At 59.6% G+C, this 13,536-nt stretch carries 14 protein-coding genes; all 14 read left to right on the top strand.

What is annotated here, in order from left to right; all coding sequences use genetic code 11:
* The first annotated feature begins 10 nt into the window (after positions 1-10).
* Positions 11-631, top strand: coding sequence for a pseudaminic acid biosynthesis-associated methylase (locus HU743_RS01990; protein ID WP_186646559.1), 621 nt, complete (start codon positions 11-13; stop codon positions 629-631).
* Positions 628-1,323 (top strand): pseudaminic acid cytidylyltransferase, encoded by a 696-nt coding sequence (pseF, locus tag HU743_RS01985; protein ID WP_186646556.1) that lies wholly within the window; start codon positions 628-630, stop codon positions 1,321-1,323. The genes HU743_RS01990 and pseF overlap by 4 nt, the downstream gene beginning before the upstream one ends.
* Entirely contained in the window at positions 1,320-2,825 is a 1,506-nt protein-coding gene (gene pseG / locus HU743_RS01980; RefSeq protein ID WP_186646554.1) for a UDP-2,4-diacetamido-2,4,6-trideoxy-beta-L-altropyranose hydrolase, read from the top strand. The genes pseF and pseG overlap by 4 nt, the downstream gene beginning before the upstream one ends.
* Positions 2,818-3,870, top strand: coding sequence for a pseudaminic acid synthase (gene pseI / locus HU743_RS01975; RefSeq protein WP_186646547.1), 1,053 nt, complete (start codon positions 2,818-2,820; stop codon positions 3,868-3,870). The genes pseG and pseI overlap by 8 nt, the downstream gene beginning before the upstream one ends.
* 226 nt (positions 3,871-4,096) lie before the next feature.
* Positions 4,097-5,023, top strand: coding sequence for a ketoacyl-ACP synthase III (locus HU743_RS01970; protein ID WP_186550732.1), 927 nt, complete (start codon positions 4,097-4,099; stop codon positions 5,021-5,023).
* Positions 5,024-5,109: 86 nt separating this feature from the next.
* Positions 5,110-6,399: a 6-hydroxymethylpterin diphosphokinase MptE-like protein gene (locus HU743_RS01965; protein WP_186646540.1), complete on the top strand. Its 1,290-nt coding sequence runs from the start codon at positions 5,110-5,112 to the stop codon at positions 6,397-6,399.
* Entirely contained in the window at positions 6,396-6,662 is a 267-nt protein-coding gene (locus HU743_RS01960) for a hypothetical protein (protein WP_186636621.1), read from the top strand. The genes HU743_RS01965 and HU743_RS01960 overlap by 4 nt, the downstream gene beginning before the upstream one ends.
* A gap of 242 nt (positions 6,663-6,904) precedes the next feature.
* Complete coding sequence (locus HU743_RS01955) at positions 6,905-7,765, top strand: flagellin domain-containing protein (RefSeq protein ID WP_186636623.1); 861 nt, start codon at positions 6,905-6,907, stop codon at positions 7,763-7,765.
* A gap of 72 nt (positions 7,766-7,837) precedes the next feature.
* Positions 7,838-8,197, top strand: coding sequence for a flagellar protein FlaG (locus HU743_RS01950; RefSeq protein ID WP_186646538.1), 360 nt, complete (start codon positions 7,838-7,840; stop codon positions 8,195-8,197).
* A gap of 82 nt (positions 8,198-8,279) precedes the next feature.
* On the top strand, positions 8,280-9,728 hold the full coding sequence (fliD, locus tag HU743_RS01945) for a flagellar filament capping protein FliD (protein WP_186646535.1): 1,449 nt from the start codon (positions 8,280-8,282) through the stop codon (positions 9,726-9,728).
* 129 nt (positions 9,729-9,857) lie between these two features.
* Positions 9,858-10,256 carry a flagellar export chaperone FliS gene (gene fliS / locus HU743_RS01940; protein WP_186550721.1) on the top strand — a complete coding sequence of 133 codons (399 nt, stop codon included), beginning with the start codon at positions 9,858-9,860 and terminating at the stop codon, positions 10,254-10,256.
* 11 nt (positions 10,257-10,267) lie between these two features.
* Positions 10,268-10,564, top strand: coding sequence for a flagellar protein FliT (locus tag HU743_RS01935; protein WP_186550719.1), 297 nt, complete (start codon positions 10,268-10,270; stop codon positions 10,562-10,564).
* 172 nt (positions 10,565-10,736) lie between these two features.
* Complete coding sequence (locus HU743_RS01930; RefSeq protein WP_186550717.1) at positions 10,737-12,212, top strand: sigma-54 dependent transcriptional regulator; 1,476 nt, start codon at positions 10,737-10,739, stop codon at positions 12,210-12,212.
* Between the two features lie 110 nt (positions 12,213-12,322).
* On the top strand, positions 12,323-13,534 hold the full coding sequence (locus HU743_RS01925) for an ATP-binding protein (RefSeq protein WP_186550715.1): 1,212 nt from the start codon (positions 12,323-12,325) through the stop codon (positions 13,532-13,534).
* Positions 13,535-13,536: the final 2 nt, after the last annotated feature.

Below are 13,536 nucleotides of genomic sequence, written 5' to 3'. Positions count from 1 at the left end.
TGAGACTGTGATGCGTGAACTGAGCGAGCAGGAAAAATTCTGGCAGGGTGAGTTCGGCAACCAGTACGTCGAGCGTAACGTCGGCCAACCGCTGGTGGCCGCCAATCTGGCGCTGTTTGCCAAAGCGCTGAGCCGCGCCGGGCGCATCGACAGTCTGGTGGAACTGGGCACCAACGCCGGCAACAATTTGCAGGCACTGCATCAGTTGCTGCCGCGCTGTGAGCTGTTCGGTGTGGAGATCAATGAAAGCGCCTGTGCGCAGGCCCGGGCGCTGGACATTGCACAGATCTGGCACGGCTCGCTGTTGGACTTTCCCCGCGAGCGCCGCTATGACCTGACCTTGAGCAAAGGCGTGCTGATCCATCTGGCCCCGGGGTTGTTGCCGAGCGCCTATGCGCAGCTTTACGAGCTGAGTCAGCGCTATATTCTCATCGCCGAGTACTACAATCCGGCACCGGTTGAAGTGTCCTATCGCGGCAACAGCGGCAAGCTGTTCAAGCGCGATTTCGCCGGGGAAATGCTTGATCGCTACGCCGATCTGCAACTGCTCGACTATGGTTTCGTTTATCACCGCGACGGGCAATTCCCGGCGGATGATGTCACTTGGTTTCTGTTGGAAAAGCGCCCTTGAGCAACGTCGCAATCATTCCGGCACGCGGGGGCAGCAAACGCATCCCGCGCAAGAATCTGTCGCCGTTCGATGGCGTGCCGATGATTGTTCGCTCGATCCGAACCGCGCTGGATTCGGGGTTGTTCGAACGAGTCGTGGTCAGCACCGACGACGTCGAGATTGCCGACGTTGCGCGAGCCCACGGTGCCCAGGTGCCGTTCTTGCGTCCGGCAGCACTGGCCGATGACTTCACCGGCACTGCGGCGGTCATCGTGCACGCACTGCAGCAGTTACCGTCCTTCGATTTCGCTTGCTGCATTTACGCCACTGCACCGCTGTTGCAGGCGCGCTATCTGCGTCAGGGCTTCGAATTGCTGGAGCGACATCCGGATCGATCATTTGCCTTCTCCGTTTGCGATTTCGCTTTTCCGGTGCAACGGGCGTTAACCCTGGACGGGCAGGGCGCCTTGCACGCGTTGTATCCCGAGTTTCGCAACACTCGCTCGCAGGACTTGCCCGAGGCGTTTCAGGACGCCGGGCAGTTTTATTGGGGCCGCAGCGAGGCGTGGCTGCGCGGTGATGTACTGTATTCGCCAGCCAGCCTGCCGGTGATTCTGCCGCGGTATCTGGTGCAAGACATCGACACGCCGCAAGACTGGAAGCGCGCCGAATACCTGTACGCCGCGCTCAAGGCCGGCGGAGAACTGCAATGAGAGTACTGATCCGCGCCGACGCTTCGCCGACCATTGGCAGCGGCCACATTGCCCGCTGCCTGACCTTGGCGCGCGTGCTGCGCAGGCAGGGCAGTCACGTCGCGTTTGCCTGTCGGCGTTTGCCAGGGCATCGACTCGAAGCCCTGAAAGCCGAGGGTTTCGAGACCTTCGCGCTGCCCGAGCGCTATCGCGATGAAGACCCGCTGCAGGCCATCGAAGCGATGTTGCCGTGGCAGTTCGACATCGATGCCCTGGGCCTGGTGCTGGACGGGCAGGCCATGTTCGACTGGATCATCGTCGACCACTATGGCCTCGATCACCTCTGGCAAACCGCCGCGCGACGCTGGGCACACCGAATTGCCGCGGTGGACGATCTGGCCACCCGGCGTTACAGCGTTGATCTGCTGCTCAATCAGAACCTGTCCGGTCTCAGCGAACACTACGCGCCGCTGCTGCCCGAAAGCTGTCGCACCCTGCTCGGCCCGCGCTACGCGATGCTGCGTGAGGAGTTCAACTGCGCGGCCATCGAGATCAAGCCGAAGGCGCGTCGGGTACTGGTGAATTTCGGCGGGTTCGATGCGGCGATGCAGACCCATCACGCGATGTTGGCACTGTCTGATTTCACTGAATTGCAGGTTGATTTTGTCGCTGGCGCCGACAACCCGGCGTGGACGCAGATGCAGGCGTTGGCCGAGACGCGGCCGAACTGGCGCCTGCACAGTTTTGTCAGCGATTTCCGTCAGCGCATGGCTGAGGCGGATCTGTTTATCGGCGCCGGCGGCGGCACCAGTTGGGAGCGCGCGGCGCTGGGCTTGCCGACGATTTGCATCGCTGTGTCGAACAACCAGCAGGCCAACGGTGAAGTCATGGCCGCCGCCGGTGCGCACGTCTTTCTGGGCGCCCGTGAGCAAGTCAGCGTTGCGCAGTTGCGCGATGCGGTCGGCTTCGTCGCCAACAATTTTTATCTGCGCCAGAGTCTGGCCGAACGCTCGCGGCAATTGGTCGACGGACGCGGTGCAGAACGGGTGGCGGCGGCACTGGCTGGCGCGGTGCTCAAGCTGCGCCCGGCAACGCTGGACGATGCGCAGTTGTTGTTCGATGGGCGCAATGCCGAGCCGGTGCGGCGTTGGTCACTGGAAACCGGCGTCATCGACTGGCCGCAACACGTGAACTGGCTGACGGCGAGTCTGCGCAATCCGCAGCGGCTGCTGCTGATTGCCGAGGCGGACGACGGCCCGGTCGGGGTGCTGCGCTACGACTTGCGCGGGTTCGAAGCCGAAGTTTCGATCTATCTGCTGCAAGGGCGTTTCGGCCTCGGCTGGGGCCGGGCGTTGCTGAGTCGTGGCGAGGCGTTCGTGGTTAGACATTGGCCGCAACTGACGCTCATCAGCGCCCGGGTCGTGCCGGCCAATCAGTCTTCGATGAAAGTTTTTCGCGACGCCGGGTTCACTCAAGAGACCTGCGCGTTCACCCGTGTTTTGAAGGATCACCCGCATGTCTAGTTTCAAGATTGGTCATCACACCATCGGTGCCGATGCGCCGCCGTTCATCATTGCCGAGATGAGTGGCAATCATAACCAGTCGCTCGACGTGGCCCTGCAAATCGTTGAGGCTGCCGCGAAGGCCGGCGCGCATGCCTTGAAATTGCAGACCTACACCGCCGAGACCATGACCCTGGACCTGGCCGAAGGTGAATTCTTCATCAAGGATCCGGGCAGTCTGTGGGCCGGGACTTCGCTCTACGACCTCTATGAAAAAGCCCACACGCCGTGGGAGTGGCACGCGCCGATTTTCGCCCGGGCCAAAGAGTTGGGGATGCTCGCGTTCTCGACGCCGTTCGATGACAGCGCAGTGGATTTTCTCGAAAGCCTCGATGTGCCGGCGTACAAGATCGCCAGTTTCGAAAACACCGACCTGCCGTTGATTCGTCGTGTGGCGGCTACTGGCAAACCGCTGATCATCTCCACCGGCATGGCCAGCATCGCCGAACTCGATGAAACCGTGCGCGCCGCACGCGAGGCCGGGTGCAAGGACTTGGTCTTGCTCAAATGCACCAGTACCTATCCAGCTACACCAATCAACAGCAACGTGCGCACGATCCCGCATTTGCGTGAGTTGTTTGGTTGCGAGGTGGGGCTGTCGGATCATTCGATGGGCGTTGGCGTGTCGGTCGCGGCGGTGGCGCTAGGGGCTACCGTGGTGGAAAAACACTTCACCCTCGACCGTTCGGCCGGTGGTGTCGACGCGAGTTTTTCTCTGGAACCGGCGGAAATGGCCAGTCTGGTCGTCGAAACCGAACGTGCCTGGCAGGCGCTCGGGCAGGTGCATTACGGTGTCACCGAGGCCGAGCGCAAGTCGCTGGTCTATCGCCGCTCGCTGTACGTCACCGCCGACATGGTCGCCGGTGAGCCCTTTACTGCAGACAATCTGCGCGCCATCCGGCCCGGTCTCGGCCTGCCGCCCAAGCACACCGAAGCTGTCTTGGGTCGCCATGCACGCACCGCGATCAAGCGCGGCACGCCGCTGGACTGGTCGCTGGTCGAATAGGCCAATCTGCCATCGATTCGGCAAAATAGCGTGACCTGCGAGTCATAACGCGCATCTTCACTGTATTGTATTGACCGGGGAGATGGCGCCTGGCCCGTTTTCGGTTCCAGTGATAGCCCTTTGCGCTTCCCGTGGCTGCCCGTTGTGGCGGCCGTTTTCTGTTTGTCGGCGCCCCTCGAATCCTTGCGAGCGGTGGTTTTGGGCTGTTTTTTATTGGGAAGCCGTAATGATTGGCATAAAAAGCATTGCGAGCTACGTTCCTGTAGCCGGCGTGGACAATTACGCACAAGGTGCAAAATTCGAGAAGGATGAAGAATTCATCCTTGGCAAGATCGGTTCGGCGTTCCTGCCGCGTAAAGACGCTGAGCAGGAAACCTCCGATCTGTGCGTGGAAGCGGCCAATGCGCTGTTTGCCAGCAACCCTGAACTGAAACGTGAATCGATCGACGCGCTGATCGTCGTCACCCAGAACGGTGACGAAGAAGGCCTGCCGCACACCGCAGCCATCGTTCAGGACAAACTCGGCCTGCCGACCAACGTTGCAGCGTTCGACATTTCCCTGGGCTGCTCCGGTTACGTCTACGGCATCTACGCGATCAAGGGCTTCATGGAAGCCGCCGGCCTGAAGAACGGCCTGCTGATCACCGCTGATCCGTACTCGAAAATCGTTGACCCGGAAGACCGCAACACCACCATGCTGTTCGGCGATGCCGCCACCGCAACGTGGATGGGCGAAAATCCGACGTGGGCGCTGGGCAAGGCCAAGTTCGGCACTGACGGCTCCGGCGCGCCGCACTTGAAGGTCAGCAACGGCGTGTTCTTCATGAACGGTCGTCAGGTCTTCAACTTCGCTTTGCTGAAAGTCCCGGCGCACTTGCACGAGTTGCTCGATGATTCCGGCCTCAAGGCCGATGACATCGACGCGTTCTGCATCCACCAGGGCAGCGCGGCAATTGTCGATGCCGTGGCGCGGCGCTTCGAAGGCGAGCCGGAGAAGTTCATCAAGGACATGGTCGAGACCGGCAATACCGTGTCGTCGAGCATCCCGCTGCTGCTGGAAAAACACGTGCTCGACTCCGACTGGCAGCGCATTGCGCTGAGCGGTTTCGGCGTCGGCCTGTCGTGGGGCTCGGCGATCATCTATCGTCCGTAAGCAGGGTTAAAAACCACGGATACAAAAATAGCGTTCAAGGTTAACCTTGAACGCTATTTTTTTGCCTGAAAGGAGCGCGGGGCACCATGAGCGAGTTTTTCCAAGCCAATGCCGAGGTGTTGCAGCGGCGCTGGCCGGCGCTGTTCGAGCTACTGATGGCTGAGGACAGCGCGGCCGTCCAGGCCGAACTGGTGCAAGGGCTGGGCTCGACGCTGAGCGTTGGCGGCATTCAACTCACCAGCCGCCACGACCGTCTTCATGAAGCGCAAATTCAGGCGGCGAGCCTGCCCGATAAAGCGCAACTGCACGTCTATGGCACCGGCCTCGGCGATTTGCCCGGCCTGCTCCTGGAGCGCGCAGGATTGCAACGGCTGTACGTGCACATCCTCAACGGCGCGTTGTTCGCGCTGGTGCTGCAACTGCTCGATCAGCGCCAGTGGCTGGACGATCCGCGCATCGAGTTGTTCTATGCCGGTGATCACCCGGACCTGTTCACGCCGTTTTTTGCTTTGCCCGCCGAGCTACTGCTGGCCGACGACTTCAATGCGAAGGTCCGTGATCGGCTGGTCAATGAAATCCACCTGACATTCAACAACCGCGAATTCGATGCACAGTCACCGGCCATTCAGCAGCGTTTGCAAGAATGCCTGCCGGTGTTGCTCGGCGATGCAGATGTGGCGCAGCTGTTCGGCACTTGCACCGGCCGGGAGGTCTATGTGATTGCGACCGGGCCGAGCCTGGAGCAACATTTCGAACGTCTGGCAGCGATCCGCCAGCGGGCGGAGCGACCATTGTTCATTTGCGTGGACACCGCTTATCGCCCCTTGCGCGAACACGGTATTGCGCCGGACCTGGTGGTGAGCATCGACCAGCGCATCAGTTTCCGTCATCTGCCTTTTGAAGAGTCCGACGGCATCCCGCTGGTGTATCTGCCGATGAGTGATCCGACGGTATTGAACGCGTGGAAAGGCAAACGCTACGGCGGCTATTCCGCAAGCCCGATCTACGCGGATTTGCGCAAGCAATATCCGCGAGGCCAGTTGCTCGTCGGCGGCAGCGTGATTCACCCGGCGGTGGATCTGGCAGTGAAAATAGGCGCTGCGCGTGTCACACTGTTCGGCGCTGACTTCGCCTTCCCGATGAACAAGACCCATGCCGGCTGGGACGATGGCGATCTGGGGCCACCGGTGAATCAAGCGCGGCACTGGGTGAGTGACGGCCATGGCCAGCGGGTCAACACTCAGCTGAATTTTCGCGGTTATCTGTGCGTACTGGAGCGTTATATTGCCGCGAATCCCCAGGTCGAATTTTTCAACAGCAGCCGCGCCGGTGCGTTGATCGCCGGGGCCGCCTTCAATCCGGAGTTCGTGCAATGAGCGCGCTGAGTCAAAATCAGGATCAGTGTCGCCAATGTGCGGCTTTGTTTCGCCTGGGGCGTGACGTTGAGGCGGCGCTTGCGATGGTCGATGTATTCGAACAGGCCCAGCAATGTCTGTCCTCTTCATCTGTCGATGTTCAGCAGACATGGGCGCAGGTGCTGATGCAAATGCTCGAATGTCAGGAGCGTCAGGACTGGTTGAGTCTGGCCGATTCTATGGAATACGAGCTGGTTGAATTGCTGGAAAGCGTGCAGAGCTGAAGCGCTCCATGGCGCTGGCCCGCGGCTTCGCGCTACAGCCGGTTTTATGACGTCATTTTTTCACGGTGGACGTGCTGCTAAGTCTTTGTTTTTTCGGGGGTGGCAGGGTGATGGCAAATTTTTTTCAAAAAGCCCTCAAGCAACCTGCAAACCCGACGATAACTATTACGAAGGTTCTCTAGGCCATACCCGGCGGTTGCCAGGGCCGGAAGCCGCAGTACCCAACCAACGAGGAATTCGTCATGGCTTTAACAGTAAACACCAACACCACATCGTTGAACGTTCAGAAGAACCTGAACCGCGCTTCCGACGCTCTGTCCACTTCGATGCAGCGCCTGTCTTCCGGCCTGAAAATCAACAGCGCCAAAGACGACGCCGCTGGCCTGCAAATTTCCAACCGTATGTCTTCGCAGATCCGCGGTAACACCCAGGCCATCCAGAACGCCAACGACGGTATCTCCGTTGCCCAGACCGCTGAAGGCGCTCTGCAAGCTTCGACCGACATCCTGCAGCGTATGCGTGAACTGGCTGTTAAAGCCCGTAACGGTACCAACGGCAGTGCTGACCAGACCGCTACCAACGCTGAATTCGCTCAGATGTCCGACGAGATCACCCGTATCTCGGCTTCGACCAACCTGAACGGCAAAAACCTGCTGGACGGTTCGGCTGGTACTGTGACCCTGCAAGTGGGCGCAAACACCGGTTCGGCTAACCACATCGACCTGGTACTGAGCTCCAAGTTCGACGCCGTCAGCCTGTCGGTTGGTAGCGGCACTGTAGTTCTGACCGGTACTTCGGGTACTGGTGCTGGTTCTGCTTCCGAGAACATCGACAACGCGATCACTGCAATCGACGCCGCTATCGCTGCGATCGGTGCAACCCGCGCCAGCCTGGGTGCTTCGCAAAACCGTCTGACCAGCACCATCTCCAACCTGCAGAACATCACTGAAAACACCACCGCTGCTCAGGGTCGTGTACAGGACACCGACTTCGCCGCAGAAACTGCTAACCTGACCAAGCAGCAAACCCTGCAGCAAGCTTCCACTTCGGTTCTGGCTCAAGCCAACCAACTGCCTTCCGCTGTACTGAAGCTGCTTCAGTAATTCGGAATGAGTTTGAGCGGGGGAGTGCGCTTGTCGTGCTCTCTCGCTTTTTTACGTTAGGAGGTGATGGGCATGGACATGAGCGTAAAGCTTAACGTGTCTTATCCGGCTCCCAAGGCAGCGATACCGGTTGCTGACAAGCCGTCAGAGGCACCAAAAGTTACGCAGGCCGAGGCTCCGGTCGCTGACCGCAAAAGTCAGGGTACGGATGACGCCAAGTTGAAACTGGCTGTGCAGGAGATCGAGAAGTTCGTCCAATCGATCAAGCGCAACCTGGAGTTCTCTATCGATGAGCACTCCGGCAAGGTCATCGTCAAGGTCATTGCAAGCGAGACCGGTGAGGTCGTTCGACAGATTCCCTCCGCCGAAGCCCTCAAGCTGGCAGACAGTCTTGCCAATGCAAGCCACGTGTTGTTCGACGCCAAAGTCTGATAAATGGCATGAATAGTGTTTGCTCGTTCCCAAGACGCCTGTAACGGTCAAAAGAATGGCAACAATCTGAAGGGAGATGCACATGGCAAGTCCAATTCTACCGGGTTCCGGACTGGGTTCCGGCCTGGACATCGGCGCGATCGTGACTGCGCTGGTCAACGCCGACAAGTCTGCCAAGCAGACGCAGATCGATACCGCGACCAAATCCAACAGCCTGAAGATTTCCGGTGTCGGTTCGCTGAAGAGTGCGCTGGCGGCGTATCAGAAAGCAATGGGTGACCTGAACAAGGCCTCCAGCCCGGCGTTTGCCGGTTTTACCGCAACCTCTGACACGCCAGGGGTGGTCGGTGCGACCTCGGATAAAACCGCCGTACCGGGTACTTACAGCGTCGTCGTGAAAAACCTGGCCACCGGCTCGAAAGTTGCCAGTGCCGCCTTTGCCGGCGGGGCCGCCAGTGCCATTCCGAGTGGTACTCTGAAAATCAGTCAGAATGGCACTGATTACAATGTCGAGATTCCGGCCAATGCAACGTTGCAGTCCACGCGTGATGCGATCAACACCGCGCAGGCTAGCAACGGTATTTCCGCGAACATCGTGACTGACAGCACCGGGTCTTCGCGTCTGGTGCTGAGCTCGAACAAGACGGGCGCCGGCATGGATTTGAAGGTCAGCGGCATCGCCGGCCTGGAAATCGATGGCACCCAGAAGATGGGCGACAGCCCGGCGCCAGGCGCGTCCGGAGCCGTCGGTAACCTGGCCATGGATGCTAGCCTGACCATTGACGGCCTGGCCGTTACCAGCAAGACCAATACCGTGACCGGTGCAATCAGCGGCATGACCCTGAATCTGGTCACCGCGAGCCCTGTCGTGGGCGGTGTGCCCACGCCGTCTACCGTGTCGGTCACGACAAATACCGCCGGTATCCAGACGTCGCTGCAGTCGTTCATCGACTCCTACAACACCCTGAAGAAAACCATCGATACCTTGTCCAAGGCAACGCCGGACGCCGACGGCAATCTGACCGTATCGGCAGCGTTCACCGGTGACGCTCTGCCGCGTTCGTTGATGGCCGATATCCGTGCTCAGTTGACCGATCCAGGGGCGGGTGGCCAAGGGCAACTGTCCGTGCTGTCGCAGATGGGTGTCCTGACGGACAGCAAGACCGGTTTGCTCACGCTCGATACGGTCGTGTTCAACAAGCGGATGGAAACGCCGGGCATGGCTGGCCAGGTTCAGCAGCTGTTCAGCGGCACCGATGCGAAGAATGGTCTGTTGGCGCGCATGAGTGCGGCGGTTGATCCGTACGTCAAGACAGGCGGTCTGCTCGATCAGCGCAGTTCCAACCTGACGAATCTGACGTCGAGCCTGCAAAAGCAGCAGGTGGCGCTGGATCTGCGCGTCGCCAACCTGACGGCAACCTTGACCGCCAAGTACAACGCCATGGACTTGCTCGTGGGGCAGATGAAGGCGACGGCGAGCAACATCACGTCGTTCTTCAGCTCGCTGAACGCTCAGCAGTCTGCGAAGTAACAAGTAGTAACGACAAAAACCCGGCTACGCTTTATCGGCGTGCGCCGGGTTTTTGTCTTTTGATCTAAAGTTCTGTGACTCGTTGGCGATACACTGGTTAGACGAGTCATTGTGGCAATGAGGTAGAACATGAATCCGATGTTAGCCCTTCGGCAGTACCAGAAAGTCGGCGCACACGCCCAGACATCCGAAGCGAGCCCGCACCGCCTGGTGCAAATGTTGATGGAAGGTGGTCTGGCGCGTATCGCTCAGGCCAAAGGCGCCATCGAGCGTAAGGACATTCCCGCCAAGTGCACATCGATCAGCAAGGCCATCGGTATCGTCAGTGGCCTGCGTGAAGGCCTCGACCTGGAAAACAATGCAGAGGCGCTGGCCGATCTGGATGGTCTGTATATCTACATGATGAAGCGCCTCGCCGAGGCGAACATCAGCAGCGATCCGCGTATCCTCGATGAGGTGGCGGGCCTGCTGACAACGGTAAAAGAAGGCTGGGATGCCATTGCACCTGTGCCGGCTCCGCAGTTCTGAAGGAGATCACCATGAGTCTTGTATTGCAGCGAATCGCCGATACCCGTGAAGCGTTGGTCAGTGCGCTGGCCGAACGCAACTGGGAAGCTATTGGTGAGCTGGATCTGGCTTGCCGTTCCTGCATGGAAGACGTCATGGCGGAAGCTGCGCTGGACGAAGTCGCCTTGCGCGACAACCTCGAAGAGCTGCTGTTCGTTTACAAGGAGCTTCTTGAGGTGGCGATGGGTGAGCGGCAGGCGATAGCCAACGAGATGTCGCAGATCACCCAGGCGCAGAAAGCGGCAAAGGTTTACCATCTGTTTGGTTAATTAACCCCCAGTTAATCCAGGCATATGCGCCATAAATTTGACTGTGCACGGTTTTTTGACTTAACTAGTGGCTGTTTCCAGATTTAAGGCGTCTACAGGCACATGGTGTCCTGCAAGCGTCTCGCTTGCCCCTGATTTCGGGCATTGAGTTGACTAGGGAAGTTGCTATTGCATGTGGCGTGAAACCAAAATTCTGCTGATCGATGACGATAGCGTCCGCCGCCGCGACCTGGCGGTGATATTAAATTTTCTTGGCGAAGAAAATTTACCCTGCGGCAGCCATGACTGGCAGCAGGCAGTCGGCTCTTTGTCGTCTAGTCGTGAAGTCATTTGTGTACTGATCGGGACCGTGAATGCTCCTGGTGCACTTTTGGGCTTGCTAAAGACACTCGCAACCTGGGATGAGTTCCTTCCGGTTTTGTTAATGGGCGATAATTCTTCCGTTGACCTGCCTGAAGACCAGCGTCGCCGGGTGCTGTCGACCCTGGAAATGCCGCCCAGCTACAGCAAATTGCTCGATTCGCTGCACCGTGCCCAGGTCTATCGCGAGATGTACGACCAGGCCCGCGAGCGCGGCCGTCATCGCGAACCCAATCTGTTCCGCAGCCTTGTCGGCACCAGCCGTGCGATCCAGCACGTGCGTCAGATGATGCAGCAAGTGGCCGATACCGACGCCAGCGTGCTGATCCTCGGTGAGTCCGGCACGGGCAAGGAAGTGGTCGCGCGCAACCTGCATTACCACTCCAAGCGCCGTGATGCGCCGTTTGTGCCGGTCAACTGCGGAGCGATTCCGGCAGAGCTGCTCGAAAGCGAATTGTTCGGCCACGAGAAGGGTGCCTTCACGGGGGCGATCACCAGCCGTGCCGGCCGCTTCGAGTTGGCCAACGGCGGTACGCTGTTCCTCGACGAAATCGGCGACATGCCGCTGCCGATGCAGGTCAAGCTGCTGCGCGTGTTGCAGGAGCGCACCTTCGAGCGGGTGGGCAGCAACAAGACCCAGAGCGTTGACGTGCGCATCATCGCCGCGACCCACAAGAATCTCGAAAGCATGATCGAGATCGGCAGTTTCCGCGAAGACCTCTACTATCGCCTGAATGTGTTCCCGATCGAGATGGCACCGCTGCGTGAGCGCGTCGAAGACATCCCGTTGCTGATGAACGAGCTGATCTCGCGCATGGAACACGAAAAGCGCGGTTCGATCCGTTTCAACTCGGCGGCGATCATGTCGCTGTGTCGTCACGGCTGGCCGGGTAACGTGCGTGAGCTGGCCAACCTGGTCGAGCGCATGGCGATCATGCACCCGTACGGGGTGATCGGTGTGGTCGAGTTGCCGAAGAAATTCCGCTACGTCGACGACGAAGACGAGCAAATGGTCGACAGCCTGCGCAGCGACCTCGAAGAGCGTGTGGCGATCAACGGCCACACTCCGGATTTCGGCGCCAACGCGCTGCTACCGCCGGAAGGCCTGGACCTCAAGGACTACCTCGGCGGTCTGGAGCAGGGCCTGATTCAGCAGGCGCTGGACGATGCCAATGGCATTGTTGCCCGTGCTGCCGAGCGTCTGCGCATCCGCCGCACCACCCTGGTGGAGAAGATGCGCAAGTACGGCATGAGTCGGGCCGGAGGAGACGAGCAGGCGGATGATTGACGCCTGTTTTTCAACGCCTTCATTTATAAGCCGTTTTTTTTAGGCACGGGTATTGCTACATCCCTCGTAACGTTCCGTTTCACTGACGGTCAGCCAAGCGAGAGAGCACAATGCCCCAAGTCGCCCAGATCTCTTCTGCCTCCAACATCGTGGGGCAACCCTCATCCGTGGAGCAGGCAAGCCGTCAGGGACTTGAGCAGGCGTTCGCGCTGTTCAACCAGATGTCCAGCCAGTTGACCGACTCCTACAGCCTGCTTGAAGCGCGGGTCACCGAGCTCAAGGGTGAGCTGGAAGTGGTCAGCGCCCAGCGCATGCAGGAGCTGGCGGAAAAAGAGCGCTTGGCCAATCGTTTGCAGAACCTCCTTGATCTGTTGCCCGGCGGCGTCATTGTGCTTGACGGTCGCGGCATCGTGCGCGAAGCCAACCCGGCCGCCATCGATCTGCTCGGCTTGCCGCTGGTAGGCGAGTTGTGGCGTCAGGTGATCGCTCGCTGCTTCGCGCCGCGTGAAGACGACGGTCACGAAATTTCCCTGAAAAACGGTCGGCGCCTGTCGATTGCCACTCGCTCGCTGGATGCCGAACCGGGGCAATTGGTGCTGCTCAACGACCTGACAGAAACCCGTCATCTGCAAGATCAACTGGCGCGCCATGAGCGCTTGTCCTCGCTGGGACGCATGGTTGCCTCGCTGGCGCACCAGATACGCACGCCGCTGTCCGCCGCGTTGCTCTACGCCAGTCATTTGACTGAGCAGCAATTGCCTGTGGAAACCCAGCAGCGTTTCGCCGGACGCCTCAAGGAGCGTCTGCATGAGCTGGAGCATCAAGTACGCGACATGCTGGTATTCGCTCGCGGCGAGTTGCCGCTGACCGATCGCCTTACACCTCATGCCTTGATGCAATCACTGCAAGCCGCGGCGCTGACCCATGTGCAGGATTTGCCGATTCGCTGGCAGTGCGACAGCCATACCGGTGAGTTGCTGTGCAACCGCGACACATTGGTCGGCGCGCTGCTGAATCTGATTGAAAACGCCATTCAAGCCAGCGCCGCCGATGTGCGTTTGAAAGTGCATTGCTACACCCGCGATAACACGCTGCGCCTGTGCGTCAGCGATAGCGGCAGTGGCATCGAACCGACCGTTTTGGCGCGCCTCGGCGAGCCTTTTTTTACCACCAAAGTCACTGGTACGGGCCTTGGCCTGACCGTGGTCAAGGCAGTGGCCCGGGCGCATCAGGGAGAATTGCTGCTGCGTTCGCGGGTCGGACGCGGCACATGTGCGCAGGTCATCCTGCCGCTGTTTTCCGCCGCACAGGGAGCTGAATAAAC

The sequence above is a fragment of the Pseudomonas sp. SWRI99 genome (assembly GCF_014270125.1).
GTDB lineage: Bacteria > Pseudomonadota > Gammaproteobacteria > Pseudomonadales > Pseudomonadaceae > Aquipseudomonas > Aquipseudomonas hamedanensis.
Note: the sequence above shows the minus strand (reverse complement) of the source record. Positions and strands in the feature narration are given on the sequence as shown.

Bases quoted from the DNA above. Each gene is read 5' to 3' on its own strand.
- HU743_RS01990 (WP_186646559.1), top strand. From the start codon at position 11: ATGCGTGAACTGAGCGAGCAGGAAAAATTCTGGCAGGGTGAGTTCGGC.
- pseG (WP_186646554.1), top strand. From the start codon at position 1,320: ATGAGAGTACTGATCCGCGCCGACGCTTCGCCGACCATTGGCAGCGGC.
- pseI (WP_186646547.1), top strand. From the start codon at position 2,818: ATGTCTAGTTTCAAGATTGGTCATCACACCATCGGTGCCGATGCGCCG.
- HU743_RS01970 (WP_186550732.1), top strand. From the start codon at position 4,097: ATGATTGGCATAAAAAGCATTGCGAGCTACGTTCCTGTAGCCGGCGTG.
- HU743_RS01965 (WP_186646540.1), top strand. From the start codon at position 5,110: ATGAGCGAGTTTTTCCAAGCCAATGCCGAGGTGTTGCAGCGGCGCTGG.
- HU743_RS01960 (WP_186636621.1), top strand. From the start codon at position 6,396: ATGAGCGCGCTGAGTCAAAATCAGGATCAGTGTCGCCAATGTGCGGCT.
- HU743_RS01955 (WP_186636623.1), top strand. From the start codon at position 6,905: ATGGCTTTAACAGTAAACACCAACACCACATCGTTGAACGTTCAGAAG.
- HU743_RS01950 (WP_186646538.1), top strand. From the start codon at position 7,838: ATGGACATGAGCGTAAAGCTTAACGTGTCTTATCCGGCTCCCAAGGCA.
- fliD (WP_186646535.1), top strand. From the start codon at position 8,280: ATGGCAAGTCCAATTCTACCGGGTTCCGGACTGGGTTCCGGCCTGGAC.
- fliS (WP_186550721.1), top strand. From the start codon at position 9,858: ATGAATCCGATGTTAGCCCTTCGGCAGTACCAGAAAGTCGGCGCACAC.
- HU743_RS01935 (WP_186550719.1), top strand. From the start codon at position 10,268: ATGAGTCTTGTATTGCAGCGAATCGCCGATACCCGTGAAGCGTTGGTC.
- HU743_RS01930 (WP_186550717.1), top strand. From the start codon at position 10,737: ATGTGGCGTGAAACCAAAATTCTGCTGATCGATGACGATAGCGTCCGC.
- HU743_RS01925 (WP_186550715.1), top strand. From the start codon at position 12,323: ATGCCCCAAGTCGCCCAGATCTCTTCTGCCTCCAACATCGTGGGGCAA.